General features: G+C 69.8%; 22 protein-coding genes and 1 riboswitch. Of the genes, 3 read left to right on the top strand and 19 right to left on the bottom strand.

All coding sequences use genetic code 11. From position 1 onward, the window contains the following. Nucleotides 1-63 precede the first annotated feature (63 nt). The 5 genes from AC1DF3_RS03435 to AC1DF3_RS03415 all read right to left on the bottom strand — a co-directional run bounded on the left by AC1DF3_RS03435 (nucleotide 64) and on the right by AC1DF3_RS03415 (nucleotide 6,555). Nucleotides 64-465, bottom strand: coding sequence for a GtrA family protein (locus tag AC1DF3_RS03435; RefSeq protein WP_478138826.1), 402 nt, complete (start codon nucleotides 463-465; stop codon nucleotides 64-66). Beyond that, nucleotides 462-1,427 (bottom strand): glycosyltransferase family 2 protein, encoded by a 966-nt coding sequence (locus AC1DF3_RS03430; protein WP_286535198.1) that lies wholly within the window; start codon nucleotides 1,425-1,427, stop codon nucleotides 462-464. The genes AC1DF3_RS03435 and AC1DF3_RS03430 overlap by 4 nt, the downstream gene beginning before the upstream one ends. Beyond that, nucleotides 1,420-3,186: a phospholipid carrier-dependent glycosyltransferase gene (locus AC1DF3_RS03425; protein ID WP_478138824.1), complete on the bottom strand. Its 1,767-nt coding sequence runs from the start codon at nucleotides 3,184-3,186 to the stop codon at nucleotides 1,420-1,422. The genes AC1DF3_RS03430 and AC1DF3_RS03425 overlap by 8 nt, the downstream gene beginning before the upstream one ends. A gap of 55 nt (nucleotides 3,187-3,241) precedes the next feature. Beyond that, nucleotides 3,242-5,995 (bottom strand): methionine synthase, encoded by a 2,754-nt coding sequence (metH, locus tag AC1DF3_RS03420; RefSeq protein WP_478138823.1) that lies wholly within the window; start codon nucleotides 5,993-5,995, stop codon nucleotides 3,242-3,244. A gap of 21 nt (nucleotides 5,996-6,016) precedes the next feature. Continuing rightward, a riboswitch (S-adenosyl-L-homocysteine riboswitch) is annotated at nucleotides 6,017-6,109 on the bottom strand. Between the two features lie 8 nt (nucleotides 6,110-6,117). Continuing rightward, nucleotides 6,118-6,555 carry a PACE efflux transporter gene (locus AC1DF3_RS03415; RefSeq protein WP_286535202.1) on the bottom strand — a complete coding sequence of 146 codons (438 nt, stop codon included), beginning with the start codon at nucleotides 6,553-6,555 and terminating at the stop codon, nucleotides 6,118-6,120. Nucleotides 6,556-6,657: 102 nt separating this feature from the next. Between AC1DF3_RS03415 and AC1DF3_RS03410 the strand changes: the two genes are divergently transcribed. Beyond that, on the top strand, nucleotides 6,658-7,545 hold the full coding sequence (locus AC1DF3_RS03410) for a LysR family transcriptional regulator (protein WP_286535204.1): 888 nt from the start codon (nucleotides 6,658-6,660) through the stop codon (nucleotides 7,543-7,545). Between the two features lie 12 nt (nucleotides 7,546-7,557). On the opposite strand, the gene AC1DF3_RS03405 is transcribed toward AC1DF3_RS03410, so the two are convergent. The 13 genes from AC1DF3_RS03405 to AC1DF3_RS03345 form a co-directional block, all read right to left on the bottom strand. After that, on the bottom strand, nucleotides 7,558-8,418 hold the full coding sequence (locus AC1DF3_RS03405; protein ID WP_478138822.1) for an SH3 domain-containing protein: 861 nt from the start codon (nucleotides 8,416-8,418) through the stop codon (nucleotides 7,558-7,560). Nucleotides 8,419-8,576: 158 nt separating this feature from the next. Then, complete coding sequence (locus tag AC1DF3_RS03400; protein ID WP_286535206.1) at nucleotides 8,577-9,623, bottom strand: homocysteine S-methyltransferase family protein; 1,047 nt, start codon at nucleotides 9,621-9,623, stop codon at nucleotides 8,577-8,579. A 49-nt stretch (nucleotides 9,624-9,672) separates the two neighbouring features. Further along, nucleotides 9,673-10,806, bottom strand: a complete 1,134-nt coding sequence (locus AC1DF3_RS03395) for a histidinol-phosphate transaminase (RefSeq protein ID WP_478138821.1) — start codon at nucleotides 10,804-10,806, stop codon at nucleotides 9,673-9,675. Further along, nucleotides 10,803-11,624, bottom strand: a complete 822-nt coding sequence (hutG, locus tag AC1DF3_RS03390; RefSeq protein WP_478138820.1) for an N-formylglutamate deformylase — start codon at nucleotides 11,622-11,624, stop codon at nucleotides 10,803-10,805. Before hutG ends, AC1DF3_RS03395 begins: the two co-directional genes overlap by 4 nt. Nucleotides 11,625-11,629: 5 nt before the next feature. After that, nucleotides 11,630-13,015, bottom strand: coding sequence for a formimidoylglutamate deiminase (locus AC1DF3_RS03385; RefSeq protein ID WP_478138819.1), 1,386 nt, complete (start codon nucleotides 13,013-13,015; stop codon nucleotides 11,630-11,632). Next, nucleotides 13,012-14,256, bottom strand: a complete 1,245-nt coding sequence (gene hutI, locus AC1DF3_RS03380) for an imidazolonepropionase (RefSeq protein ID WP_478138818.1) — start codon at nucleotides 14,254-14,256, stop codon at nucleotides 13,012-13,014. The genes AC1DF3_RS03385 and hutI overlap by 4 nt, the downstream gene beginning before the upstream one ends. Nucleotides 14,257-14,261: 5 nt before the next feature. Continuing rightward, nucleotides 14,262-14,855 carry a HutD/Ves family protein gene (locus AC1DF3_RS03375; protein ID WP_478138817.1) on the bottom strand — a complete coding sequence of 198 codons (594 nt, stop codon included), beginning with the start codon at nucleotides 14,853-14,855 and terminating at the stop codon, nucleotides 14,262-14,264. A 12-nt stretch (nucleotides 14,856-14,867) separates the two neighbouring features. Further along, nucleotides 14,868-16,586, bottom strand: coding sequence for a urocanate hydratase (gene hutU / locus AC1DF3_RS03370; RefSeq protein ID WP_478138816.1), 1,719 nt, complete (start codon nucleotides 16,584-16,586; stop codon nucleotides 14,868-14,870). Between the two features lie 35 nt (nucleotides 16,587-16,621). Further along, nucleotides 16,622-18,172, bottom strand: a complete 1,551-nt coding sequence (hutH, locus tag AC1DF3_RS03365) for a histidine ammonia-lyase (RefSeq protein WP_478138815.1) — start codon at nucleotides 18,170-18,172, stop codon at nucleotides 16,622-16,624. Nucleotides 18,173-18,229: 57 nt separating this feature from the next. Beyond that, entirely contained in the window at nucleotides 18,230-19,027 is a 798-nt protein-coding gene (gene hutC / locus AC1DF3_RS03360) for a histidine utilization repressor (protein WP_286535213.1), read from the bottom strand. A 23-nt stretch (nucleotides 19,028-19,050) separates the two neighbouring features. After that, a complete protein-coding gene (locus tag AC1DF3_RS03355; protein ID WP_286508603.1) occupies nucleotides 19,051-19,830 on the bottom strand; it encodes an ABC transporter ATP-binding protein in 780 nt (259 codons plus the stop codon). Continuing rightward, entirely contained in the window at nucleotides 19,830-20,672 is an 843-nt protein-coding gene (locus tag AC1DF3_RS03350; RefSeq protein WP_478138921.1) for an ABC transporter permease, read from the bottom strand. Before AC1DF3_RS03350 ends, AC1DF3_RS03355 begins: the two co-directional genes overlap by 1 nt. 33 nt (nucleotides 20,673-20,705) lie before the next feature. After that, nucleotides 20,706-21,671: an ABC transporter substrate-binding protein gene (locus tag AC1DF3_RS03345; RefSeq protein WP_478138814.1), complete on the bottom strand. Its 966-nt coding sequence runs from the start codon at nucleotides 21,669-21,671 to the stop codon at nucleotides 20,706-20,708. 298 nt (nucleotides 21,672-21,969) lie between these two features. Between AC1DF3_RS03345 and AC1DF3_RS03340 the strand changes: the two genes are divergently transcribed. Beyond that, on the top strand, nucleotides 21,970-22,431 hold the full coding sequence (locus AC1DF3_RS03340) for a PaaI family thioesterase (RefSeq protein ID WP_478138813.1): 462 nt from the start codon (nucleotides 21,970-21,972) through the stop codon (nucleotides 22,429-22,431). 93 nt (nucleotides 22,432-22,524) lie between these two features. Further along, complete coding sequence (recQ, locus tag AC1DF3_RS03335) at nucleotides 22,525-24,417, top strand: DNA helicase RecQ (protein ID WP_286535362.1); 1,893 nt, start codon at nucleotides 22,525-22,527, stop codon at nucleotides 24,415-24,417. Here recQ and AC1DF3_RS03330 read toward each other — a convergent pair. Next, nucleotides 24,414-25,958 carry a S41 family peptidase gene (locus tag AC1DF3_RS03330; protein WP_478138812.1) on the bottom strand — a complete coding sequence of 515 codons (1,545 nt, stop codon included), beginning with the start codon at nucleotides 25,956-25,958 and terminating at the stop codon, nucleotides 24,414-24,416. The genes recQ and AC1DF3_RS03330 overlap by 4 nt on opposite strands. Nucleotides 25,959-25,982: the final 24 nt, after the last annotated feature.

The following is a 25,982-nucleotide window of genomic DNA, read 5'->3' as shown; positions in this document are numbered from 1 at the left end:
CCCGCCGTCGCCCCGTTGACCGTCATGCTCGGATTGAGACCCTGAACCGCTTTCGGCCATCGCTCAACCCGCCTTGGTCGCTCCCTTGTACACCAGGAAACGCGCCGTCAGGAAGTTGACCGCCAGCCCGGCGCAGCTGCCGAACGCCACGCCGAGCGCGGGGGCCAGCGGCCCGCCCAGCCAGTGCAAGGTCAGCACGTACGCCCCGTAGTTGACCAGCGCGCCCCCCATCATCGTCAGCAGGTAGCGCAGGTACTCGCGCCCGATCGACGCGCCCGAATGCCTCCCGGCGAAGGTGAAGCGCCGGTTCAGCGCCCAGGTGACGGTGGCGGCAGCGAGGAACGACAGCACGCGCCCGCCATACCAGCCGAACGCCGGCGCCACCACGTAGAGCACGCCGAGGTCGACGACGAAGCCGATCGCGCCGACAACCGCGAACGACAGGAACTCCCGCCCGAGCTTCATGGCCGGCCGGCGGCGGAGCGGACGCCGGGAATCCCCAGGTAGCACAGCCGCTTGGCCTCGCGCCGGCCGATGGTCACGGTGTGCAGCACCACGCCGCAGACGAAGGACAACATCGCCATCAGCATCATCCCGGTGACCAGCACCGCGGTCGGCTGCCGCGGCACCAACCCGGTGTTCAGGTAGGTGGACACCAGCGGCTCGGCGAGAATCAGCGACAGCAGCACCAGCAGGCCCGCGGCACTGGAGAAGAACTGCAGCGGCCGCTCGCTCACGAACAGTTTGCAGATGGTCTTGAGGATGCGCCAGCCGTCGCGGTAGGTCGACAGCTTGCTTTCGGAGCCTTCGGGCCGCGAGCGGTAGGGCATCGGGACCTCGGCGAAGGGCATCCGCAATTCGAGCGCATGGACTGTCAATTCGGTTTCGATCTCGAAGCCCCTGGACAATGCCGGGAAGGACTTGGCGTAGCGCCTCGAGAAGACGCGATAGCCCGACAGCATGTCGGTCATCCGGCCGTCGAAGAGGCTCGCCACCGCGCCGGTCAGCAAGGCGTTGCCGAAGCGGTGGCCGCGCCGGTAGGTCTGCATGTCGGCGCCGTCGTCGACCCGCGAGCCGACCACCATGTCGAGGTTGCCTTCGACCATCAGTTCGATCAGCTGCCGCACCTCGCCGACGTCGTAGGTGGCGTCGCCGTCGACCATCACGTAGACGTCGGCCTCGACGTCCGCGAACATCCGCCGCGCCACGTTGCCCTTGCCGCGCAGCGGGACGTGCGTCACGCGCGCGCCGGCGGCCCGGGCCACGGCCGCGGTGTCGTCGGTCGAGTTGTTGTCGAAGACATGGATCTCGGCCTCGGGCAGGGACGCCTGAAACTCGCTCACCACCTGCGCGATGGCCAGCGCCTCGTTGAAGCACGGGATCACGGCGGCGATGCGCAGGGGGCGCGAGTCGAAACGTTCAGTCATTCTTGGCAGGCAGGATGCGGTAGGCCTTGGCACCGGCTTTTTCGTACATCAAGGCGAAATGGTCAAGGAAGCCGGGCTGGGCGGCGAGCATCGGCGCGGCGCTGGCGCCGACCGCGATCGCCTCGAAGCCGAGGCCCCGCAGTTTGCGCGCGAATTCGGCCGGCGGCAGCACGATGAAGTCGGCATAGCGCCAGGGCCCGATCGCATCGCCCCAGACCGGGGCCGGCCCATAGTAGATCGCTTCGCTGAGCGCGATCTGGTAGACCCGCCCGGTCGCGTGTTCGCGCAGGTAGTTCATGACCGCATAGCCGGGCACGTGGGCGTCGAGGAAGGCGGCGCGCTCGGCCGGCGTGGTCGCGATCGCCGCCACGCTGCGCCGCGTCATGTAGAACGAGCCGCCGACGCCCACCAGCAGCAGCAGCACGCCGAGCCAGCGGCCGGCGCGGTCGAGCAGGCCGCGCGCGTTCCACGCCGGCAGCGCGCGGCGCAGCCCGTCGGCCAGGCGGGCCAGCAATGCCTGCCAGCCGACCACCGACACCAGCGCGATCAGCGGCACCGAGGCGGCCAGGTAGCGCGGATAGCGCGAGGTCAGAGCCCAGACGCCCAGCGAGTAGAGGCTGAACACGGCCGCCGCGCGCACCGCCGGCGAGCGCTTCCATGCCAGCGCGAACGGCACGAACAGCACGCCCCACAGGAAGCCGTTCGGCCACGCGGCATGGGCGCGCACGTCGTCGAACTGGTTCTTGTAGTCGGCCGCGTTCCAGTTGGTGAAGCCGAACAGGCGCGCGCCGATCGGATTGAACGGGTCGCCCGTCATGACCGCGTTGCGCGCATACCAGTAGATGCAGGGGACCAGGAAGCACACCAGCGCCAGGGCCCAGACCTTGAGCCGGCGCTCGCGCCGGACCACGAACACGGCCACCAGCGGCAGCACCGTCAGGGCCTGGTACTTGGAGCCCGCCGCGACGCCGAGGAAGAAGGCGGCCAGCGCCAGCCAGCGCGCCCCGCGCGCCGGATCGTCGGACTCGCGCCACCACCACAGGGCGGTGCAGGCGGCGAGCACGAAGAGGGCGACGCCGATGTCGATCAGCGCGCTTTCGTAGTCGCCGATGCCGAGCCAGATCGCGGCCGCGACCAGCCCGGTCAGCCGGCTCGCATGCTGCGCACCCAGCCGGTAGACCATCGCCACCGACAGCCAGCCCGCGAGGGCGCTCAGCAGGTGCGGCAGGACGTCGTCGCCGACCGCCAGCGCGCCGGCATGGATCAGGTTGTAGTTGTACGGAAACCAGGGATAGCGCAGCCACTCATGGACGCCGAGCCGCCCGCTCTGCAGCACTTCGCGCGCATAGGGCAGGTGGTACATCAGCTCGTCGAACGCGGCCGGCGGCGCCAGCGGTTCGACCAGGGCCGGCAGCGCCGTCAGCACGAAGGCCAGCAGCGCCAGCTTCTCGACGAAGCCGAAGGGCTCTGACGGCAGCCGCGGGCCGCGTTCGCGCCGCCAGGCCGGCCACTGCAGCACGGCCGCCAGCAGGCCGAGCGCCACCGTGCCGATGACGGCGCCGCGGCCGAACAGCCCGGCGATCGCGATCGCCTGGAAGACGCAGACATGGAGCCCGAGCCCGGCCGCGGCCGCCATCGCGGCTTCGAGCGCGGCGTCGCGCCGCCCCGGCGGGCCGATGCGCGCCAGCAGCGCCCGCCCGAAGCCCCAGCAGGCGACCGCGAAGACCGCCATCGCCGCGTAGTGGGCGGCCCCGAACATCAGCTTTTGAATAGGAACTCCCGCTGGCCGGCGGTGCTCGCGACGGCGCTTCGTGTCACAGGTTCGGCGCCAGCAGGCGTTCGAGTTCGGCCTCGCTCTGGTGGCGGCGCGCTGCCTGGTCCTGCAGCTGGTCGTGGCCGATCTTGCCGACGTTGAAGTAGGTCGAGTCGGGGTGGCTCAGGTAGAAGCCGCTGACGCTGGCGGCCGGCATCATCGCGAGGCTTTCGGTCACGCTCATGCCGATCTCGGCGCAGTTCAGCAGGTCGAACATCGGGCCCTTGACGCTGTGGTCGGGGCAGGCCGGGTAGCCGGGCGCGGGCCGGATGCCGCGGTACTTCTCGTCGATCATGTCGGCGTTGCTGAGCGTCTCGTCGGGCGCGTAGCCCCACAGGTCGGTCCGCACGCGGTGGTGCATCGCCTCGGCGAAGGCCTCGGCCAGCCGGTCGGCCAGCGACTTCAGCATGATCGCCGAGTAGTCGTCGAGGTCGTCGATGAAGTACTTCTCTTTCTTCTCGATGCCGATGCCCGCGGTGACCGCGAACATGCCCACGTAGTCCCTGAGCCCGCTCTCGCGCGGCGCCACGAAGTCCGCCAGGCAGCGGCTCGGCCGGGTCACGCCGTCGATCACCTGCTTCTCGGCCTGCTGGCGCATGCCCCACCAGGTGAGCGCGGCCTCGCTGCGCGACTCGTCGGTGTAGAGCACGATGTCGTCGTCGCGCTCGGTGTTGGCGGGCCAGAAGCCGATCACGCCGCTGGCCGTGAGCCAGCGGCCTTCGATCAGGCGCTTGAGCATGCGCTGGCCGTCGGCATAGACCCGCACCGCCTCGGTGCCGACCACCTCGTCCTTGAGGATGGCCGGAAACGGCCCCGCCAGATCCCAGGTCTGGAAGAAGGGCCCCCAGTCGATGTACTTGGCGAGTTCGGTCAGGTCGAAGTTCTTGAACACGCGCCGTCCGATGAACTTCGGCACCGGCGGCACATAGCCGGCCCAGTCGACCGGCGTCTTGTTGGCCCGCGCCTTGGACAGCGGCCACAGCGTCACCTGCTTCTTGTTGGCGTGCTGGTGGCGCACCTTGTCGTAGTCGGCATTGAGCTCGTCGATGTAGCTCGCCGCCTGGTCGGACAGCAGCGACTGCGCCACGCTCACGCTGCGCGAGGCATCGGGCACGTAGACCACCGGGCCTTCGTAGTGCGGCGCGATCTTCACGGCCGTATGGACCCGGCTGGTGGTGGCGCCGCCGATCATGAGCGGAATCTTCTTGATGCGGAAGTGCTCGTCCTTCTGCATCTCGCCGGCCACGTACTGCATCTCCTCGAGGCTCGGCGTGATCAGGCCCGAGAGGCCGACGATGTCGGCGCCCTCGACCTTGGCGCGCGCCAGGATCTCGTGGCAGGGCACCATCACGCCCATGTTCACGACCTCGAAGTTGTTGCACTGGAGCACGACCGTGACGATGTTCTTGCCGATGTCGTGGACGTCGCCCTTGACCGTCGCGATGACGATCTTGCCCTTGGTGCGGACATCGCGGCCGGCGGCCTCGTCCTGGCGTTTTTCTTCCTCGATGTAGGGAATGAGGTGCGCCACCGCGGACTTCATCACGCGGGCCGACTTCACCACCTGCGGCAGGAACATCTTGCCCTGGCCGAACAGGTCGCCGACGATGTTCATGCCGGCCATCAGCGGGCCTTCGATCACGTGCAGCGGACGCCCGCCGGTGGCCAGGATCTGCTGGTAGGCCTCTTCCGTGTCTTCCACGATGAAGTCGGTGATGCCGTGCACCATCGCATGCGACAGCCGCTGGTTCACGTGCACTGGGTGCTCGGGCGTGCCGCGCCATTCGAGCTTCTTGCTCTCGTCCTTGGCGCCGCTCTTGGCGGTCTCGGCGACCTCGACCAGGCGCTCGCCGGCATCGGGGCGGCGGTTGAGCACCACGTCCTCCACCCGCTCGCGCAGCTCGGGCTCGAGGTCGTCGTAGACGCCGACCATGCCGGCGTTGACGATGCCCATGTCCATGCCGGCCTTGATCGCGTGAAACAGGAAGACGGTGTGGATGGCCTCGCGCACCGGGTCGTTGCCGCGGAAGCTGAAGCTCACGTTCGACACCCCGCCCGACACCTTGGCGCCGGGCAGGTTCTGCTTGATCCAGCGCACCGCGTTGATGAAGTCGACAGCGTAGTTGTTGTGCTCCTCGATGCCGGTGGCGATCGCGAAGATGTTCGGGTCGAAGATGATGTCCTCGGGCGGGAAGCCGATCTCGTCGACCAGGATGCGGTAGGCGCGCTCGCAGATCTCGATCTTGCGTTCGTAGGTGTCGGCCTGGCCCTTCTCGTCGAAGGCCATCACGACCGCCGCCGCGCCGTAGCGGCGCAGCAGCCGGGCCTGGTGGCGGAACTGGTCCTCGCCCTCTTTCATGCTGATCGAGTTGACGATGCCCTTGCCCTGGATGCAGCGCAGGCCGGCCTCGATCACGTCCCACTTCGAGCTGTCGACCATGATCGGCACCCGCGCGATGTCGGGCTCGCTGGCGATCAGGTTCAGGAAGCGCACCATCGCGGCCTTGCTGTCGAGCATGGCCTCGTCCATGTTGATGTCGATCACCTGGGCGCCGTTCTCGACCTGCTGGCGCGCCACCGCCAGCGCTTCCTCGAACTGGCCGTTCAGGATCATGCGGGCGAAGGCCTTCGAGCCGGTGACGTTGGTGCGCTCGCCGATGTTGACGAACAGCGCGCCATCGCCGATCTGCACCGGCTCGAGGCCGGACAGCTTCATCGGGGGCGGGGTCTGGGACGCGGAAGAATCGATTGGCATGGGCTCACCTGTGGAAACGGGGTCAGGCGAGCGTCGTTGCACTCCAGTGCCTGGAAGCCCAAGCCTGACGCGGCCGGCCAGACGGCCGGCGGCGCTGCAACGCTCCTTGGGAGCCGCGGATTTTACGCTGGCTGCGCGGCGCCGGCGGCCGATGCCGGCAAGCCGAAGACGGCGTCGAAGGCCCAGTTGAAGACGAAGGTGTAGACCAGGAAGAAAACCACCAGGCCGAGGTCCATCACCAGGGCGTCCCAGAGACTGACGCCGAGCCACCAGGCGAACACCGGCACCAGGAAGGCGATCAGGCCGCCTTCGAAGCCGATCGCGTGGGCGATCCGGCGGCGCAGGCTGCGGCCGCGCACCGCCTGGCCGGACTCCCAGCGCTCGAACAGGGCGTTGAACGAGAGGTTCCAGAGCACGGCGATGACCGAGGCGATCACCGCCAGCACGCCCGAATGGCCCAGTCCCTGGCCGGACATCAGCGCCAGGCCCGCGCTGGCCGCGACGATGGCGATGCCCTCGTAGAGGCTGATATAGACGACGCGGCGCTTGAGCCCTTGCATGAAATCGATCCTGTGTTGGTTGGCGTTGAGCTGGACTTTATGTTGGTTTACCTGATATAAAAAGTCATCTTCTTTCAGGTTCATTGATAGATCGGGGCGGCCGTGGGTTTTTCCAGCGACAGCGTGGCGGTGTTTCTCGCGGTGGTCGATCACGGCTCCTTCTCGGCGGCGGCGCGAGCGCTGGGCCGGGTGCCCTCGGCGGTCAGCATGGCGATCGCCAGTCTCGAAGCCGAGCTCGACCTCAGCCTGTTCGACCGCAGCGGCCGCGAGCCGCAGCCGACCGCGGCCGCGCGATCGCTGGAGCCGCAGGCGCGCCTGCTGGCGGCGCAACTCAAGCAGCTTCAGGTCCAGGCGCTGGCGCTGACCCAGGGGCTGGAGAACCGACTGACGCTGGCCATAGCGCCCGAGTTGCTGGCCGCGCCCTGGAGCGGGCCGCTGGCCGCTCTGGCGGCCGAATACCCGCTGCTGGAGGTCGAGGTGCTGGCGGCGCCGCAGGCCGATGCGCTGGCGCTGCTGCACAGCGGCAGGGCGCAGCTGGCCCTGGTGTTCGAGCGCCCCAGCCTCGACGGCCGCGAGGGTTTCCAGGAAGTGGCCAACGACACCATGGTGGCCGTGATGGCGCCCGACCATCCGGTGCTGGCCGCGGCGGGGGGACGGTTGCGAGAAGAACACCTGACGACCACGCGGCAGATCGTGGTCGCCGGACGCGACCTCGCCACCAGCGACCCGCGTTTCGTCTTCGCGCGCCATGTCTGGCGCACCGACAACGCGCTGGCCGCGCTGAGCCTGATCACCGCCGGCCTGGGCTGGGGCTGGCTGCCGCGCAACTTCGCGCGGCCGCACGTGGCGGCCGGCGCGCTGGTCGAGATTCCGTTCGAGAACCTGTCGAACGGGCTCGACCTGTGGGTCGATGTCGTGTGGTCGCGCGAGCGGCCGCTGGGCCTCGGGGCCCAGCGCTTCGTGGCGCTCATCGCCCGCAAGAAGGACTGAAGAAAGCGCCGGCTAGCGGTCGCGGCCTCCGCCGCCTCCACCATGGCCGCCGCCGTGGCCACCTCCGTGGCCGCCACCACCGCCACCTCCACCTCCACCTCCACCTCCACCTCCACCTCCACCTCCGTGGCCGCCACCGCCGCCTCCGTGGCCCCCGCCATGGCCATTGCGACCGCCATCCCCGCCACCGCCATGGTCGCCACCGCGGCCGCCTCCATGGCCGTGGTCACCCCCGCCCTGCCCCGGCGGCCGGCCGCCGGTCTGGAAGCCGGGCGGACGCGCACCGGGCGGCGGGCGCCAACCGGGTGCCGGCGGCGGCCGGAAACCGGGTGATGGCGGCGGACCGAAGCCCGGCGCCGACGGCGGACGGAAGCCCGGCGGATGCGGCGCATAGCCCGGCCACGGATTCGGACGCCAGCCCGGCACCGGCGGCGGCGGGGGGCGCCAGCCCGGGCCCGGCGGCGGCGGCGGGCGGCCGCCCCACCAGCGCGGCTGGTTGTACCAGGGGCGATCGCGGTAGTAGTTGGACCAGTAGCTGCCGATCGCGAAGGTCACCAGCGGCACGCCGATGATCGCGCCATAGGTCGCCAGCGGGACGCGCTGCTCCTGGTAGGCGTATTCGAGACTGGCCGCATAGGACCAGCCGCGAAGGCCGTCCGGCAGCACCACGTCGCACCAGCCGTAGCCGGCGGTGCAGCCCATCACCTGCAGCGACTGCCCCGGCCCCAAGGTGGCCACCAGCGGATAGCTGTCGCCGGGACCGGCACGCAGGTTGACCGGCCCGCGGGTGAATGCCTGCTGGGCCGAGGCGGCCAACGGCACCGCCAGGGCGATGGCGGCCAGGCCGGCCCATCGCATTGCCTTGTTGTTCATGAAGATTTCCTTTGCGGTCCAGGGTAGAAGGGGCTGCAGCCCGATGTCAATCAGCCACGGCCTTCAAACGAGAACGCCGCAGCGCGCGTGTTCGCGCACACGCGGAACGTCTGGAGACTTTCTTCATCCCGGCTTCACATGCGCCGGGCGCGGCGGCCTCAAGCGGCTTCGCTGTAGAAGGCCGCGCGATGCAGGCTGCGGCCGGCGAGCGGTGCCACCGCCTGGCCGATGGCCGCGATGTGCTCCGGCGTGGTGCCGCAGCAGCCGCCGACGATGTTGACCAGTCCCTCGGCCGCGAACTCGTGCAACAGGCGCGAGGTGACGTCGGGGGTCTCGTCGAAGCCGGTCTCGCTCATCGGGTTGGGCAGGCCGGCGTTGGGGTAGCAGCTGATGAAGGTGTCGTCGGCGACGCGTGCCAGCTCCTGGATGTAGGGCCGCATCAACGCCGCGCCCAGCGCGCAGTTCAGGCCGATGGCCAGCGGCCGTGCATGGCGCACGCTGTGCCAGAAGGCGGTCACGGTCTGTCCGCTCAGGATCCGGCCGGAGGCGTCGGTCACGGTGCCGCTGATGATCAGCGGCAGCCGCTCGCCGCTGGCCTCGAAGTACTCGTCGATGGCGAACAGCGCCGCCTTGGCGTTCAGCGTGTCGAAGATGGTCTCGACCAGCAGCACGTCGGAGCCGCCTTCGACCAGGGCCTCGACCTGCTCGTAGTAGGAAGCCCGCAGCTCTTCGAAGCTGACGTTGCGCGCCCCGGGATCGTTGACGTCGGGGCTGATGCTGGCGGTCTTGGGCGTCGGGCCGAGGGCGCCGGCGACGAAGCGAGGCTTGTCGGGGGTGCTGAACTTGTCGCACGCGGCGCGCGCCAGCTTCGCGGACTCGAGGTTCATCTCGCGCGCCAGTTCGGCCATCTTGTAGTCTTCCTGCGCGATCCGGGTGGCGCCGAAGGTGTTGGTTTCGATCAGGTCGGCGCCGGCCGCGAGATAGCCTTCGTGGATGTCGCGGATGACGTCGGGCCGGGTCAGCGAGAGCAGCTCGTTGTTGCCCTTGACGTCGCGCGGGAAGTCCTTGAAGCGCTCGCCGCGGTACTGTGCCTCGGTCAGCTTGAAGCGCTGGATCATGGTGCCCATCGCGCCATCGAGGATGGCGATGCGTTGGGCCAGGATGGCGGGAAGTTGCTGGGCGCGGGTGTAGACGACGGGCTTCATGACCCGATTGTAGAAAGCGACGCCGCGCCCGCCGCGGCGTCGGGTCTTGTCAGGCCTGCGCGCCGGCGATCTCGGTCAGCGCGCCGAGGAAGCGCGCGTTCTCTTCCGGCGTGCCGATCGACACCCGGATGAAGCTCTCGAAACCGGGCTCCTTCCATGGCTTGACGATGATGCCGCGCGCCAGCAGCGCTTCGTTGACCGGGCCGTTCGGACGCGCCAGGTCGATGAACAGGAAATTGGCCGCCGACGGCGCGACGCGCAGCCCCGGCCAGGCCATCGCACGCAGCGCCTGCGCCATCGCGTCGCGCCGCCGCACCGTTTCGGCCACCGCATGGAGCATGTAGGCCTCGTCGCCCCACGCCGCCAACGCGGCCGCCTGCGCCGCCAGGTTGACGTTGAAGGGCGTGCGCACCCGGTCCAGCAGCTGGACCAGCGCGGCATCCGATGCGATGCCGTAGCCGACCCGCAGGCCCGCCAGCCCCCAGGCCTTGGAAAACGTGCGCAGCACGATCCAGGGCCGCTCCTGCGCGCGCAGCGCGGCCAGCGCATCGGGAAAGCCGGGCGCGGTCCGCGCGTATTCGTAGTACGCCTCGTCGAGCACCAGCAGCGTGGCCGGCGGCATGGCGGCGAGCAGCCGGGTGAACTCGCCGGCATCGAACATGCAGCCCACCGGGTTCGACGGGTTCGCCAGCATCACCAGCTTCGGGCCGCGCGCCAGGGCCTCGCACCAGGCGTCGATGTCGAAGCCGAGCGCGGGCGTCAGCGCCAGCGCTTCGACCTGCGCGCCCATCATGCGTGGGTAGATCTCGTGCAGGCCGAAGGCGGGCCGCTGCGTCAGCACCCGGTCGCCGGGCGACAGGAAGGCCTGGCACAGCATCTGGAGGATGTCCTCGGAGCCGTTGCCGATCACCACCTCCTCGGGCCGGGCGCCGCTGCGCTGCGCGATCGCGGCGCGCAGCGCGCTGCAGTTCGCATCTGGATAGGTGCCGACCTGCAGCGCCAGGTCGACCAGCGCGCGCGCCACCGCGGGACTGGCGCCGAAGGGGTTCTCGTTGCTGGCGAGCCGCGCGATCTCGCTGACCCCGTAGCGCGCACGCACCGCCTGCGACGACAGGCCGGCGTTGTAGGCGGGCAGCGCAGGCACCTCGGGGCGTGCGAGTGCGTGGATGGCAGACATGTTCATAGATCGCGCTTCCGCTCGACGAAGTCCAGCACGGCTTCGAGCAGCCGCCGCACGTGCGGCTGGACGCGCTGCGCCACCTCGGGCAGGTAGTCGAAGGGCAAGGCTTCCTGCATGTAGCTGCACTGCGTCATCTCGAGCTGCACCGCATGCACGCCCTGCGCCGGCTGGCCGTGGTGGCGCGTGATGTAGCCCCCCGTGAAGCGGCCGTTGAGCACCGAGCTGAAGCCGTTCGCCTGGCCGGCGATCTGCTTCAGCCGCTGCGCCAGCGCCGGATCGCAGCTCACGCCGTTGGCGGTGCCGAGGTTCAGGTCGGGCAGCCTGCCCTCGAAGAAGCGCGGCAGCACCGAGCGGATCGAGTGCGCGTCCCAGAGCGCGGCGATGCCGTGCTGCGCCTTGAGGCGCGCCAGTTCGTCCGCGAGCTGGCGGTGGTAGGGCTGCCAGATGGCTTCCCGGCGTTCGGCGACCTCGGCCTCGTCGGGCACATCGCCGGCGGCGTAGATCGGCGTGTCGTCGAAGGTGTCGACCGGGCACAGGCCGGTGACGCTCTGGCCCGGATAGAGGCTGGCGCCATCGGGCGGACGGTTCAGGTCGACCACGTAGCGCGAGTGCGTGGCGACCAGCACCGAGGCGCCGAGTTCGTCCGCGAAGTCATAGAGGCGTTCGAGATGCCAGTCGGTGTCGGGCACCTGGCGGGCCTCGTCGGTGAGGCGCGCCGCGAGCTGCGGCGGCACGTGGGTGCCGACATGCGGCATCGAGATCAGCAGGGGCCGCTTGCCGGCGCGGAAGCGGAACGGCGGCTCGGTGGTGATGAAGCGCATGGGTCTCAATCCTTCAGAAGTTGGCTGCGCGCGGCGACGAAACCGGCCGCAGCATGGTCGTGCAGTGCATGCCGGCCGGCGGCGACGCGCGGCTGGCCGGCCACCCACACCGCATCGATCGCCGACGTGCGGTGGCTCGCGAAGACATGCGCCGAGAGCATGTCGGGCGCGTCGAGCCCTTGCAGTGCGAGGTGCGCGGCGTCAAGCACGACGAAGTCGGCCTGCTGGTCCGGCGCCAGGCCGCAGACCGCGCGGCCCGCGGCCTGCGCGCCGCCGTGCAAGGCGGCCAGCGTGAGCGCGGTCGCGACCTGCGGGTGCGCCGCATCGGCGCCGACATTGCGCTGGCGAGTGGCCAGGCGCTGGCTGTATTCGAGCAGCAGCAGCTCTTCGGCCGCGTTGACGCAGGCATGGCTGTCCGAGCCCACGCCCCAGGCCCCGCCATGGCCGCGCCAGGCCGCGAGGTCGAAGATGCCGTCGCCGAGGTTGGCCTCGGTCGTGGGGCAGAGGCCGGCGACCGCGCCGCGCGTGGCGGCGCGCTGGTACTCCTGCGCGTCCATGTGCGTGGCATGCACCAGGCACCAGCGCGCATCGACCGGCGCATGGTCGAGCAGCCAGGCGACCGGCCGCTGGCCGCTCCAGGCGACGCAGTCGTCGACCTCCTGCGTCTGCTCCGCGATGTGGATGTGGATCGGCGCGCTGGCATCGAGCGCATCGAGGCCGGCGAGCGCATCACGCAGGGCATCGGGCGGCACCGCGCGCAGCGAATGCGGCGCCAGGCCCAGGCGCGCGCCCTGCGCATCGCAGGCCGGCTTCAGCGCGTCGAGCAGGCGCAGCATCGACTCGGTCGAGCGGATGAAGCGGCGCTGGCCCGGGTTCGGCGGCGTGCCGCCGAAGCCGCTGGTCTGGTAGAGCACCGGCAGCAAGGTGAAGCCGATGCCGGTGCGCTGCGCGGCGCGCAGCAGCGCCAGGCTCAGCGTGGCGTCGTCGGCATAGGGGCGGCCGTCGCCGTCATGGTGCACGTACTGGAACTCGCAGACGCTGGTGTAGCCGGCTTCGAGCATCTCGGCATAGAGCCAGGTCGCGACGGCTTCCATCTGCTCGGGGCCGAGGCGCGCGGCGAAGCGGTACATCAGCGTGCGCCAGCTCCAGAAGCTGTCCTGCTGCTCGGCGCGGTGCTCGGTGAGCCCTGCGAACGCGCGCTGGAAGGCGTGCGAATGCAGGTTCGGCATGCCCGGGATCAAGGGGCCGCGCACGGTGGGTGCAGCGGACGGCCGGGGCGCATCGGATTGCACCTGCGTCAGCCGGCCGGCGTCGTCCCATGCCAGCAGCACGTTCTTCGCCCATCCGGTCGGCAGCAGCGCATCGGCCGCGAACAGGGTGCGCGTCGTCATGCGGCCGCCCCCGCCGCGATGCGGCCCTGGCGCACCACGGTGCGCAGCGGCCGCTGGCCGAACCAGTACGCGAGCTCGGCCGCGTCCCGGACGTTCCACAGCACGAAGTTGGCCGGCTGGCCGACATGCAAGGCGCCGTGCGTGTGCTGCAGGCCCAGCGCGCGCGCGGCATGGCGGGTCACGCCAGCCAGCGCCTCGGGCACGGTGAGGCGGAACAGGGTGCAGGCCATGTTGGCCATCAGCAGCAGGCTCAGCGCCGGCGAGGTGCCCGGGTTGTGGTCGGTCGACACGGCCATCGGCACGCCGGCGGCGCGCAGCGCGGCTATCGGCGGCAGGTGCGTGTCGCGCAGCGTGTAGTAGGCACCGGGCAGCAGCACGGCCACCGTGCCGGCCGCGCGCATCGCTTCGATGCCTTCGGCCGACAGGTGCTCGATGTGGTCGCAGGACAGCGCGCCATGGCGGGCCGCCAGCGCGGCGCCGCCCATGTCGGACAGCTGCTCGGCATGCAGCTTGACCGGCAGGCCCAATGCGCGCGCCGACTTGAACACGCGCTCGGTCTCTTCGAGCGAAAACGCGATGCGCTCGCAGAACACGTCAACCGCGTCCACCAGCCCTTCGGCCGCCAGTGCCGGCAGCATCTCGCTGCAGACCAGGTCGATGTAGTCACCGCTGCGGCCCGCGTATTCGGGCGGCAGCGCATGGGCGCCGAGGAAGGTCGTGCGCACCGTCACGCCATAGGCCTCGCCGAGCCGCCGTGCGACACGCAATTGCTTGCGTTCGTGGTCGAGCGCGAGGCCATAGCCCGACTTGATCTCGATCGCGCAGACGCCGTCGGCCAGCAGTTGCTCGAGCCGGGCCGCGGCCTGGGCGTACAGCGTGTATTCATCGGCTTCGCGCGTGGCGCGCACCGACGACACGATGCCGCCGCCGGCCTTCGCGACCTCTTCGTACGTGGCGCCGGCCAGGCGCATCGCGAACTCGTTGGCGCGCTGGCCGCCATAGACCAGGTGCGTGTGGCAGTCGACCAGGCCCGGCGTGACGAGCGCGCCCGCGCCATCGAAGCGCGGCAGGCCGGCATGCATCGCGGGCAGCGACGCACGTTCGCCGATCCATTCGATCCTGCCGTCGAGGACGACGATCGCCGCATCGGCGACGGCGTCCTGGTCGTCGGCCAGCGCGCCGGGCGCAAGCCGCAGGTGCTGCCAGACGCCGTCGGCGGAAAGAGACGCGGAATGAGTCATGGTGTTCAGGTGGAAGGAGTGAGCGCTTCTTCGAAGCGGACCGCGACCAGCGCGGCCTCGGCATCGAGGGGGGTCGCGTGCCAGCCGGCAGGGCCCTGGGCCCACCAGAGTCCCGCGCCGGGTTCGAGGGTGGTCGTGTCGCCGCCCTGCAGCTGCCATCGGCCGCGCAACGCGAGCAGCAGGCCGGCCGCTGCCGGCCCCACCTGGCTGTCGCCGGCCAGCACGCGCACCTCGGCGCGCAGGCGGCCGCGCCGCGTCATCACGTTGAAGTCCGTCGACGGGCCGCCGAGCAGCTCGCAGTCGAGCGCCATGTCGCCGGAAAAGGCGAACGGCGCGTGCGGCCGATCGAGCCGGTGTTCGATCCGGCCGTCGCCCGAGCGCAGCCGCACGCCGCTGCCGTCGAGCAGCATGATCACGCGGTCGACGCCGGCAAAGGCCGAGAACGGCCCAGCCTGGTCGATGGTCGCGATGCTCACCCGCCAGTCGAAGCCGTCGATTACGGCGCCTTGGGGCCAGGCGGCGATCTCGCGCGTCGTCCCGCCGCCGTTCTTCCACGGCGCGGCGGCCAGCGAGGCGGTGTCGAAGCGATGGATTCGCACGGCCTTGCCGGACTACTTGATCATCGGCAGGTTCAAGCCCTGCTTCTTCGCCGTCGCGATGGCGATGTCATAGCCGGCATCGGCATGGCGCATGACGCCGGTGGCCGGGTCGTTCCACAGCACGCGCTCGATGCGCTTGGCGGCGGCGTCGGTGCCGTCGCAGACGATCACCACGCCAGAGTGCTGCGAGTAGCCCATGCCGACGCCGCCGCCGTGGTGCAGGCTGACCCAGGTCGCGCCGCCGGCGGTGTTCAGCAGCGCGTTGAGCAGCGGCCAGTCGGAGACCGCATCACTGCCGTCCTTCATGCTCTCGGTCTCGCGGTTCGGGCTCGCCACCGAGCCGGTGTCGAGGTGGTCGCGGCCGATCACGATCGGGCCCTTGAGCTCGCCCGACTTCACCATCTCGTTGAAGGCCAGCCCGGCCAGGTGCCGCTCGCCCAGGCCGAGCCAGCAGATGCGCGCCGGCAGGCCCTGGAAGGCGATGCGCTCGCGCGCCATGTCGAGCCAGCGGTGGGTGTGCTTGTTGTCAGGGAACAGTTCCTTGATCTTGGCGTCGGTCTTGTAGATGTCTTCCGGGTCGCCCGAGAGCGCGACCCAGCGGAACGGCCCCTTGCCCTCGCAGAACAGCGGCCGGATGTAGGCCGGCACGAAACCCGGGAAGTCGAAGGCGTTCTGGACGCCCTCATCGAAGGCGACCTGGCGGATGTTGTTGCCGTAGTCGACCGTCGGGATGCCCATGGCCTGGAAGTCGAGCATCGCCTGCACGTGCACGGCGCAGGACTTGGCCGCCGCGCGGCGCAATGTCGGATGCTGCGTGGCGTCGGCCTTGGCGGCCTCCCATTGCGCCAAGGTCCAGCCGATCGGCAGGTAGCCGCTGGCGAGGTCGTGGGCCGAGGTCTGGTCGGTCACGAGGTCGGGCTTGAGGCCGCCCGCCTTGGCGCGCTTGACCAGTTCCGGCAGGATCTCGGCGGCGTTGCCGAGCAGGCCGATCGAGACCGCTTCCTTCGCGGCCGTGTGCTGCTTGATGAGCGCGATCGCGTCGTCGATGTCCTTGGCCTGCTTGTCGAGGTAGCGCGTGCGCAGGCGGAAGTCGATGCTGGCCTGCTGGCATTCGATGTTGAGCGACACCGCGCCGGCCAGGGTCGCGGCCAGCGGCTGCGCGCCACCCATGCCGCCGAGGCCGGCGGTCAGGATCCACTTGCCCGAGAGGTCGTTGCCGTAGTGCTGGCGGCCGGCCTCGACGAAGGTCTCGAAGGTGCCCTGCACGATGCCCTGGCTGCCGATGTAGATCCAGCTGCCAGCCGTCATCTGGCCGTACATCATCAGGCCCTTGCGGTCGAGCTCGCTGAAGTGCTCCCAGGTGGCCCACTTGGGCACCAGGTTCGAATTGGCGATCAGCACGCGCGGCGCGTTCTCGTGGGTCTTGAACACGCCCACCGGCTTGCCCGACTGCACCAGCAGCGTCTCGTCGTCGTTCAGTTGCTTGAGCGATTCGAGGATCTGGTCGAACGAGGCCCAGTCGCGCGCGGCGCGGCCGATGCCGCCGTACACGACCAGGTCTTGCGGCCGCTCGGCCACCTCGGGGTCGAGGTTGTTCTGCAGCATGCGGAACGGCGCCTCGGTGAGCCAGCTCTTGCAGCTCAAGGTGCTGCCGCGCGGCGATCGGATGACGCGGCTCGCGTCATGGCGGGGATCGGTGGCGGCGGCGAGGAATTTGTCGGGTGCGTTCATGGCGGGGTGTCCTTTCGATGAGCTGGATCGTTGATTCAGGCGTGGCTGGGGAGGATGGCCTGCACCGCTTCGGGCCATTGGCCCTGGCGTGCCCACAGGCGCATGGCTTCGATCGATGGCGCGAGGAAGCGGTCCTGGTCGATGAAGGCGACGCGTTCGCGGATGGCGGCGAATTCGGCTTCGAGCAAGGGCGAGCTTTTCGGCCCCCTCTTCAGTTCGATCCCTTGCGCGGCGGCCATGGCCTCGATGCCGACCACGACCGCGGTGTTGTCGACCATGTCGCCGAGCCGGCGGCCCGCGAAGGTCGCCATCGACACGTGGTCTTCCTGGTTGGCCGAGGTCGGCAGGCTGTCGACGCTGGCCGGATGGGCCAGCGACTTGTTCTCGGAGGCCAGCGCCGCCGCCGTCACCTGGGCGATCATGAAGCCGGAGTTGACGCCGCCGTCGCGCACCAGGAAGGGCGGCAGGCCCGACAGGCCGCTGTCGAGCAGCAGCGCCATGCGGCGCTCGGAGATGGCGCCGATCTCGGCCACCGACAGCGCGATGATGTCGGCAGCGAAGGCCACCGGCTCGGCGTGGAAGTTGCCGCCCGAGATCACGTCGCCGTTGTCGAACACCAGCGGGTTGTCGGAGGCCGCATTGGCCTCGATGCGCAGCACGCGCGCGGCATGCGCCAGGTTGTCGAGGCAGGCGCCCATCACCTGCGGCACGCAGCGAATCGAGTACGGGTCTTGCACCCGGCCGCAATCGGCGTGCGAGGGCACGATCTCGCTGCCTTCGAGCAGCGCGCGCACCGCGCCCGCCACCGCGATCTGGCCCGGCTGGCCGCGCGCGGCATGGATGCGGGCGTCGAAGGGCTTGATCGAGCCCTGGATCGCCTCGAGCGACAGCGCACCCGCCAGCAGGCCGGCCGCGAAAACGTCCTCGGCGCCGAACAGGCCGGCCAGCGCCAGCGCGGTCGAGACCTGCGTGCCGTTGAGCAGCGCCAGGCCTTCCTTGGGGCCGAGCACGAAGGGCGCGAGGCCGATGCGGCGCAGCGCGTCGGCGCCGCCGATGACTTCGCCGTCGGGCGCCGTGACTTCGCCCTCGCCGATCAGCACGCAGGCCAGGTGCGCCAGCGGCGCCAGGTCGCCCGAGGCGCCGACCGATCCCTTCGAAGGAATGCGCGGCAGCAGGCCGGCGTTCGACAGCGCCAGCAGCGCGTCGACGATCTCGGGCCGGACGCCGGAATGGCCGCGCGCCAGGCTCACGGCCTTGGTCGCCAGCACCAGCCGCACCACGCCGGCCGCCAGCGGCTCGCCGGTGCCGGCGCTGTGCGACAGCACCAGGTTGCGCTGCAGCTCGGCCAGCCGTTCCGGCGGGATGATGGTCTGGGCCAGCTTGCCGAAGCCGGTGTTGATGCCGTAGACCACTTCGCCGGCATCGACGATGCGCTGGACCGTGGCCTGCGCCGCGAGCAGGCCGGCGCGCGCCGCCGGAGCGAGCGCGAGCTGGACGCCACCGGCATGCACGCGGCGCAGGGTGGCGAGGTCGACATCGCCGGGCGCGAGGACGATCGGCGCGTGGGCGGAAGGGGTGGCGGTCATGGGTTCTCCTGTCTATACAAGTAGGTGCGCGCGAAATCGAAGGCGGGGCGTGCGCGTTCAGCCGAAGGAAGGGTTGCCGTCGGCCCGGAACCGGCTGCCGAGGCGATAGCGCGAAGCCGGGTGCAGGCAGCGCACCACCGTCACCGGCAGGGTGCGGGTCCAGGTGCGGCGCGTCAGCAGCAGGCAGGGGTCGGTCACCGGCATCGCCAGCCGTTCGGCCTGCTCGGGCGTCGGCAGCACGGCGTCGACCACATGCTCGATCTGGTCGAAGGGCACGTTGCGCACCAGGTACTCGCTCGGCGGGACCAGCGAGAAATCCTGGTCGAGGAAGTCGGGCACCACGCGCGGGTTCACGTAGCGGTCTTCGAGCTGCACCGGGATTTCGTTTTCCATGTGCAGGCAGACCGTGTGGAACACCGACTCGCCGGGCCGCAGGTCGAGCCAGACCGCGACGTCGGGCGAGGCGGCGATGCGCTCGGCCGTGAGGAACTCGCAGCGGTAGTCGTGCCCGCGGTCGCGGATCTCGCTGGCGATGTTGGCGATCTGCAGCAGGGTCGACTGCGGCTTGTCCTCGGCGACGAAGCTGCCGACACCCGCCACCCGCACGATGCGCCCCTGCTCGACCAGCTCGCGCAGCGCGCGATTGACCGTCATGCGCGCCACGCCGAACTGCGCCACCAGCTCGCTCTCGGAGGGCAGGCGGTGGCCGGCGCTCCAGGAGCCGTCCTGGATCTTGTGCGTGATGAAGGCCTTGATCTGCTCGTACAGCGCCAGCGCGGGCGACGTCGAGGCCGCCGCGCGCGCAGGCGCGGTGCGGTGGGCGTCGGTGGCTTTGCGGAGGCTGGCGGCTGTCATGGGGACTTTCTCGGGGCTGGGGATCAATGCTCGGCGGCGGCCATCGATTCGGCGCGGATCTCTTCGGTGAGCCGTGCCTTGATGTCCATGAACTCGGGCGAGGTCTTGATTGTGTAGTGGCGCGGATGGCCGAAGTCGACCGGGATCTCGGTCTTGATGCGGCCGGGCCGGGCGCTGAACACGGCCACGCGGTTGGCCATGAAGATCGCCTCGTCGATGTCGTGCGTGACGAACAGCACCGTCTTGCGGGCCGACTCCCAGATGCCGAGCAGCAGTTCCTGCATCAGCACGCGGGTCTGGTTGTCGAGCGCGCCGAAGGGCTCGTCGAGCAGCAGCATCTTGGGGTCGTTGGCCAGCGCGCGGGCGATGGCGGTGCGCTGCTGCATGCCGCCGGAGAGCTGCTTGGGGAAATGGTTCTCGAAGCCGCGCAGGCCGACCTTGGCGATGAAGAAATCGCTGCGCTCCTTCTGGTCGGCCTCGCTCATGCCGCGCTCGCGCAGGCCGAAGCGGATGTTCTGCGCGATCGTGAGCCAGGGGAACAGCGTGTAGCTCTGGAACACCACGCCGCGGTCGGCGCCCGGGCCCTCGATGGTCTGGCCGTCGAGCAGCACCCGGCCTTCGGTCGGGTAGTCGAGGCCGGCGACGATGCGCAGCAGGGTGGACTTGCCGCAGCCCGAGGGGCCGAGGATGGTGACGAAGTCGTTCTCGCGCACTTCGAAGTCGATCGGCAGCAACGCCTGCGTGGTCTGGCCGCGCGTGCCGGTGAAGGTGCGGGACACGCCGCGAATCGAAAGCTGGTTCATCAGATCGTGCTCCAGGCGAAGAGACGGCGGTTGAGCGCCTTGAAAGCGAAGTCGGAAATGAGCCCGATCACGCCGATGACGATGATCCCGAAGATGATCTGCCCGGTGTTCAGCAGCGCCTGGCTGTCGGTGATCATGTGGCCGATGCCGGACGACGATCCGATCAGCTCGGCCACGATCACGTAGGTCCAGGCCCAGCCCAGCACCAGGCGCAGCGTCTCGGCGATGCCCGGCGCGGCACCCGGAATCAGCACCCGCAGCACGATGCCGCGACTGTTGGCGCCCAGCGTGTAGGCCGCCTCGACCAGGTCGCGCCGCGCGCTGCCCACCGTGACCGCCACCATCAGCGTGATCTGGAACACCGAGCCGATGAAGATCACCAGCAGCTTCTGGGTCTCGCCGATGCCGGCCCAGAGGATCAGGAGCGGGATGAAGGCCGAGGCCGGCAGGTAGCGGCAGAACGAGACGAAAGGCTCGAAGAAAGCCTCGACGCTCTTCCAGGTGCCCATCGCGATGCCCAGCGGCACGGCCACGATGGTCGCCAGCACGAAGCCGCCGAACACGCGCCAGACGGTCATGCCGATGTCGTGGCCGAAGTTGAACTCGGTGAAGAGCAGCACGGCTTCCTTGACCATCGTGACCGGGCTGGCCAGGAAGGTCGGCGACACGAAGCCGCCGAGCGTGAAGAAGCCCCAGACCGCCACGAACAGGACGAAGAAGCCGACGCCCAGCAGCCAGCGCGCCCGGGCGCCGACCGGTTCGAGCGGCGCCAGCGCGCGGCGCCGGCGCGGCGCCTGGGGGGCGGCCGGCGCGGCCGAGGCCGCCGGCGTGGAGGAGTGCATGACAGGCGTCGCGCTCATGATCGTCCGTGCCTCTTACTTGACGAAGCTGGTGTCGAAGGTGGCGGCCAGGTCGTCGGGCGCCTTGCGGATCACGCCGGACTCCAGCAGGATCACCTGCGCGTCCTTCATGAACGGGAGGATGTCGTTGGCGAAGAACTTCTGGTTCGCCGCCTTGTCCGACCAGCGCAGGTTGGCCGACGACTTGGCGAACTGCTCGCCGCTCTGCTTGACCGCCGCGCCCATGATTTCGTTCGCCTTGGCCGGGTCGGCCTTGATCATGTCGAGGGCCTCGAAGTACGAATTGGCCAGCGCCTGGGCCGCCTTGGCGTTGGACTTGAGCCAGGTCGGGGCGCAGCCGACGGTGTCCATCACCATCGGGTAGTCGAGCGTGGTGGCCAGGATCTTGCCGGCGGCGGGGTTGGCGCGAACGGTCGAGAGATACGGCTCGTAGGTCATCGCGCCGTCGTTCTGGCCGGCCACGAAGGCCTGGGCGGCGGGCTGCGGCTCGAGCGAGACCAGCTTCACGTCCTTCATGCTCATGCCGTTCTTGTTGAGCATCCAGGCCAGGCCGAAGTACGGCGCGGTGCCGGGCGCGCTGACGCCGATCGCCTTGCCCTTCAGGTCGGCGAAGCTCTTGACGTCGTTGCGCACGGCCAGGCCGTCGGCGCCGTAGGACTTGTCCATCTGGAAGATCTGGACGATCGGCACACCGTTGGCGTTCCAGGCCACGTGCGTCTCGACCGTGGTGGCCGCGCACTGGATCGCGCCCGATGCCAGCGCCAGGTGGCGGTCCTTCTGCGGGATCATGCGCAGGTCGACATCGAGGCCGTTCTTCTTGAAGATGCCGGCCTTGTCGGCCAGCGTCAGCGGCGCGAAGCCGGTCCAGCCCGACATGCCCAGCGTGATCTTGGTGTCTTCGGCATGGGCGCTCGCCGCCATGCCCGCGACGCATGCACCAGCCGCCAGCAGCGAGGCTATTTTTCCGACCGTCTTGACCATTCAGGTTCTCCTGTTGCGTTTCAAAAGTTTCGGCTAGCCGGGCAGGAAAAAGTATTCGTAGTCCAGCAGGGCAGCCGAGTTTCATTCCCCGCGCTGCACCTGTATATACAGGTTAACCCGGAATTCGGGTTGATGGCAAGTGGCGCTTTGCACTTCCGCAGTGCGCGAAAGCGGTTTCATGCACCAAAAGTTGTCTAGACAGGAGCAGGCGCGGCGAATATGGCCATGGTTTGCAAGCGCCGTGCCAAGGGCGGGACGGCCATAATTCACGTTTACGTAAACGTCAATCCCATCACCCATGCCTGCCACCGCCTTCGTTCCGCCGGACCCCGACTACGCGCAGCGCGTGCGCCAGAGCTTCKAGCGCCAGGGCGCCATGGCCACCATCGGCGCGCGGCTGGGCGAGATCGCGCCGGGCCGCGTGGCGATCGAGCTCGACTGGGCCGCCGGCCTGACCCAGCAGCACGGCTTCCTGCATGCCGGCATGGTGGCGACCGCGCTCGACTCGGCCTGCGGCTACGCCGGCTTCACGCTGATGCCGGCCGACGCCGCGGTGCTGACCATCGAATACAAGATCAACCTGCTCGCACCCGCCAAGGGCCAGACCTTCCGGATGGTCGGCAGCGTGGTCAAGCCCGGGCGCACGGTGACGGTCTGCGAGGGCCATGCCTACGCCCTGGATGAGGGCCGCGAGAAGCTGGTGGCCACCATGGGCTGCACGCTGATGGCGGTTTTCGGCCGCGAAAACATCCGCAGCTGACAGCCGGGAGGCGCCACCAAGCGACAATGAAGGCCGGCCCGCCGCGGCATCCCTGGCGGGCCGGCCTTCATCCAACGCCGAACCGTGTCCGCCTTGCCCCTCGCCTCTTCCGACTCCGCGCCTTCGTCCGGCGCCGACGATCCGCAGTCGATCCTCCACGAGATCTTCGGCTACGCGCAGTTCCGCGGCCCGCAGCAGTCGATCGTCGACCACGTCGTGGCGGGCGGCGACGCCCTGGTCCTGATGCCCACCGGCGGCGGCAAGTCGCTGTGCTACCAGATCCCCGCCATCGCGCGCCAGCGCGCCGGCCACGGCGTGACCGTGGTCGTGTCGCCGCTGATCGCCTTGATGCACGACCAGGTCGGCGCCCTGCACGAGGCCGGCGTCGATGCCGCCTTCCTCAATTCCACGCTCGACTGGGAGCAGACCCAGGACGTCGAGCGCCGCATGCTGCGCGGCGAGATCACCTTGCTGTACGCGGCGCCCGAGCGCGTCAACACGCCGCGCTTCCTGTCGCAGCTCGACTCGCTCAGGGAGCGCGGCAAGCTGGCGCTGTTCGCGATCGACGAGGCCCATTGCGTGAGCCAGTGGGGCCACGACTTCCGGCCCGAGTACCGCGCACTCACGGTGCTGCACGAGCGCTATGCCGGCGTGCCGCGGATCGCGCTTACCGCCACCGCCGATGCGCTCACGCGCGCCGACATCGTCGAGCGGCTGCAGCTCGAAGAAGCGCGCCAGTTCGTCTCCAGCTTCGACCGGCCGAACATCCGCTACACCATCGTCGAGAAAAAGGAAGCCACCACCCAGCTGCTGCGCTTCATCGAGCGCGAGCACGAGGGCGATGCGGGCGTGGTCTATTGCCAGTCGCGCAAGCGGGTCGAGGACGTGGCCCAGACCCTGGTCGACGCCGGCATCAACGCCCTGCCCTACCACGCGGGTCTCGACGCCGCAGTGCGCCAGAAGCACCAGGACCGCTTCCTGCGCGACGAAGGCATCGTGATGGTCGCGACCATCGCCTTCGGCATGGGCATCGACAAGCCCGACGTGCGCTTCGTGGCCCACCTCGACATGCCGAAGAACATCGAGGGCTACTACCAGGAGACCGGCCGCGCGGGCCGCGACGGCGCCCCCGCCGACGCCTGGATGGCCTACGGCCTGCAAGACGTCGTGAACCAGCGCCGCATGATCGACGAGAGCCCGGCCGGCGAGGAGTTCAAGCAGGTGATGCGCGGCAAGCTCGATGCGCTGCTGTCACTGGCCGAGGCCAGCGATTGCCGGCGGGTGCGGCTGCTCGGCTATTTCGGCGAGAAGAGCGTTCCCTGCGGCAATTGCGACAACTGCATCACGCCGCCGCAGGTGTGGGACGGCACCGATGCGGCGCGCAAGCTGCTTTCAACCATCTACCGGGTGCAGCAGCAGAGCGGCATCAGCTTCGGTGCCGGCCACATCATGGACATCCTGCGCGGCAAGGCCACCGAGAAGGTCAAGCAGTTCGGGCACGAGCGGGTCAGCACTTTCGGCATCGGCGACGAGTTCAGCGAGGCGCAGCTGCGCGGCGTGCTGCGCCAGCTGATCGCCACCGGCGCGCTCTCGGTCGACGCCCAGGCGTACAACACCTTGCAGCTGACAGACGGCTCGCGGGCCGTGCTCAAGGGCGAGGTCCAGGTGATGCTGCGCGAATCGATCTCCGCGCCGGCCGAACGCAAGTCGCGGCGCGAAAAGACCGCGCGCGGCGCGCCCTCGCCGGCCGCCGCCACTCTCGACGCAGCCGGCCAGGCCCGGTTCGCGGCGCTCAAGGCCTGGCGCGCCGAGGTCGCGAAGGAGCACAACCTGCCGGCCTACGTGATCTTCCACGACGCCACTCTGGCCGCGATCGCCGAGCGCGCGCCCGCGACGCTCGAAGACCTGCAGGGCATCAGCGGCATCGGCACCAAGAAGCTCGAGGCCTACGGCACCGACGTGCTGCGGGTCTGCGCGGCGTTCTAGGGGCGTGAAATGATCCGGTTCTCGCGCAGCGGCGAGCGGATCAGGTAGGGCGTTCCGGTCGCCTCCGCCTTGCCGAGCGCGCCACCGCCCCGGGCCTGCGGCGCGGCCGGGCAAGCGCCCGTGCTGCGCAAGGTCAGCGCGGCGGCGAGCCGGCTCTCGGCGGTGTCGCCCAGCGCATGGCCGAAATCGTCCGCCACCGCGCAGGTCGGCACGAAGCCGTCGCCATAGTCGCCGAAGCCCTGCTGGTTCACGCCCTGGAACTGGATCGCGAAATAGGTCGTGCCGCAGTTGTCCTGCGGATAGAAGCCGTAGGGCTTGCCACAGGTGCCGCCACCGATCAGGTTCACCGTGATCCCGACCCCGCGCAAGCCGTTGACGACCGATTCGCTGGCCGAACAGGTGTCGGGGCCGGCCAGCACGGTGACGCGCGACAGGCCCAGTTGCGGCAGCGGCTGGCCGGCCGACACCGAGAAGCCGCGCGTGGTCGCATGGAAGGGCACGGTGGCCTGCGCCGCGGTGATCCGGAACGGGTTCTTGCTGTTGAACTGCAGCGCCTCGAAGACCGTGCCGCGGGTGGCCGCCGGCGTGGCGACCATGTAGGCCAGTTCGCTGGCGATGTCGAGAAAGCCGCCGCCGTTGTAGCGCATGTCGATCACGAGGTCGCTGACCGACGCCGCCTTGAACTGATAGACCGCCGCGATCAGCTGCGCTTCGGCGCCGGCCGTGTGGTCGTTGAACAGCATGTAGCCGACCGGCCCGCTGTCGGTGGCGATGGTCTTCACGTTCTGCACCGAGGTGCGGGTGACAGCGGCCGCCGTGAGGCTCACGCTGCGCAGGCTGCCGTCGGGCGCCTGCAGCTTGAAGTTGTGCGTTTCGCCGATGCGGGTGGGCGACAGCGCCGCGTTGAGTGCCGCCACGTCCGCACCCGCCACCGCATCGATGCCGTCGATCTCGACCAGCTTGAGGCCGCGATCGAAGCCCGCCTGCGCCGCCGGCGAGCCGGGCTCGGTGAAGGCCACCCGGATGTCGCGCGGCGGCGCGGCGCTCAGGAAGGCAAGTTCGAGTCCGTAGCCGATCAGCACGCCGTCTTGCGACAGGCCCCGGTATTGCGCCGTGTCGACCGTGAAGTGGAAGCGGTCCTTGGGCCTGCCCGAGGGGGTCGACAGCGGTGTCTTGAGGACGTTGAAGTAGGCGAGCGGGGTCGCGTATTCGCCGGCCACCAGCGTGCTGGGGATTTCGGCGTACCAGAGATAGGTCTCGTCGATCCAGGCCCGCAGCCAGCGCTTCTCGGTGGTCGCCGAGCCGGGCTGGTCGGGGAACGCCGCGCCGGTGTCCGGGTCGATGCCGCCACGCGGCGCGGCGCACTGGCCTTGCACGCTGGACGAGGCGACGATCGGGTCGTCGCCCGGCGCCAGGGCGGCCGGCGCGGCCAGCGGCAACGCTGCGCCGCCGCCGCCCCCGCCCCCGCCACCGCCGCAGGCACCGAGCAGACCCAGCAGCGCCAGTGCGGCAGCGCCCAAGGCGCAGCGCGCCGCGTCCATTCTCCGGGCAGTCCGGACAGCCCT

The organism is Variovorax sp. 10N432, assembly GCF_056394465.1.
The sequence above is the reverse complement of the archived record's forward strand: the minus strand, read 5'-3'. Positions and strand labels throughout refer to the sequence as shown.

Excerpts from the sequence above, each read along its gene's own strand:
- AC1DF3_RS03425 (WP_478138824.1), bottom strand. The coding sequence starts at position 3,186 with ATGTTCGGGGCCGCCCACTACGCGGCGATGGCGGTCTTCGCGGTCGCC.
- AC1DF3_RS03400 (WP_286535206.1), bottom strand. The coding sequence starts at position 9,623 with ATGAAGCCCGTCGTCTACACCCGCGCCCAGCAACTTCCCGCCATCCTG.
- hutI (WP_478138818.1), bottom strand. The coding sequence starts at position 14,256 with ATGACTCATTCCGCGTCTCTTTCCGCCGACGGCGTCTGGCAGCACCTG.
- AC1DF3_RS03350 (WP_478138921.1), bottom strand. The coding sequence starts at position 20,672 with ATGCACTCCTCCACGCCGGCGGCCTCGGCCGCGCCGGCCGCCCCCCAG.
- AC1DF3_RS03415 (WP_286535202.1), bottom strand. The coding sequence starts at position 6,555 with ATGCAAGGGCTCAAGCGCCGCGTCGTCTATATCAGCCTCTACGAGGGC.
- AC1DF3_RS03430 (WP_286535198.1), bottom strand. The coding sequence starts at position 1,427 with ATGACTGAACGTTTCGACTCGCGCCCCCTGCGCATCGCCGCCGTGATC.
- AC1DF3_RS03345 (WP_478138814.1), bottom strand. The coding sequence starts at position 21,671 with ATGGTCAAGACGGTCGGAAAAATAGCCTCGCTGCTGGCGGCTGGTGCA.
- hutU (WP_478138816.1), bottom strand. The coding sequence starts at position 16,586 with ATGAACGCACCCGACAAATTCCTCGCCGCCGCCACCGATCCCCGCCAT.
- AC1DF3_RS03435 (WP_478138826.1), bottom strand. The coding sequence starts at position 465 with ATGAAGCTCGGGCGGGAGTTCCTGTCGTTCGCGGTTGTCGGCGCGATC.
- hutG (WP_478138820.1), bottom strand. The coding sequence starts at position 11,624 with ATGCGCTTCATCACCACCGAGCCGCCGTTCCGCTTCCGCGCCGGCAAG.
- AC1DF3_RS03395 (WP_478138821.1), bottom strand. The coding sequence starts at position 10,806 with ATGAACATGTCTGCCATCCACGCACTCGCACGCCCCGAGGTGCCTGCG.
- AC1DF3_RS03385 (WP_478138819.1), bottom strand. The coding sequence starts at position 13,015 with ATGACGACGCGCACCCTGTTCGCGGCCGATGCGCTGCTGCCGACCGGA.
- AC1DF3_RS03355 (WP_286508603.1), bottom strand. The coding sequence starts at position 19,830 with ATGAACCAGCTTTCGATTCGCGGCGTGTCCCGCACCTTCACCGGCACG.
- AC1DF3_RS03330 (WP_478138812.1), bottom strand. The coding sequence starts at position 25,958 with ATGGACGCGGCGCGCTGCGCCTTGGGCGCTGCCGCACTGGCGCTGCTG.
- hutH (WP_478138815.1), bottom strand. The coding sequence starts at position 18,172 with ATGACCGCCACCCCTTCCGCCCACGCGCCGATCGTCCTCGCGCCCGGC.
- metH (WP_478138823.1), bottom strand. The coding sequence starts at position 5,995 with ATGCCAATCGATTCTTCCGCGTCCCAGACCCCGCCCCCGATGAAGCTG.
- AC1DF3_RS03405 (WP_478138822.1), bottom strand. The coding sequence starts at position 8,418 with ATGAACAACAAGGCAATGCGATGGGCCGGCCTGGCCGCCATCGCCCTG.
- hutC (WP_286535213.1), bottom strand. The coding sequence starts at position 19,027 with ATGACAGCCGCCAGCCTCCGCAAAGCCACCGACGCCCACCGCACCGCG.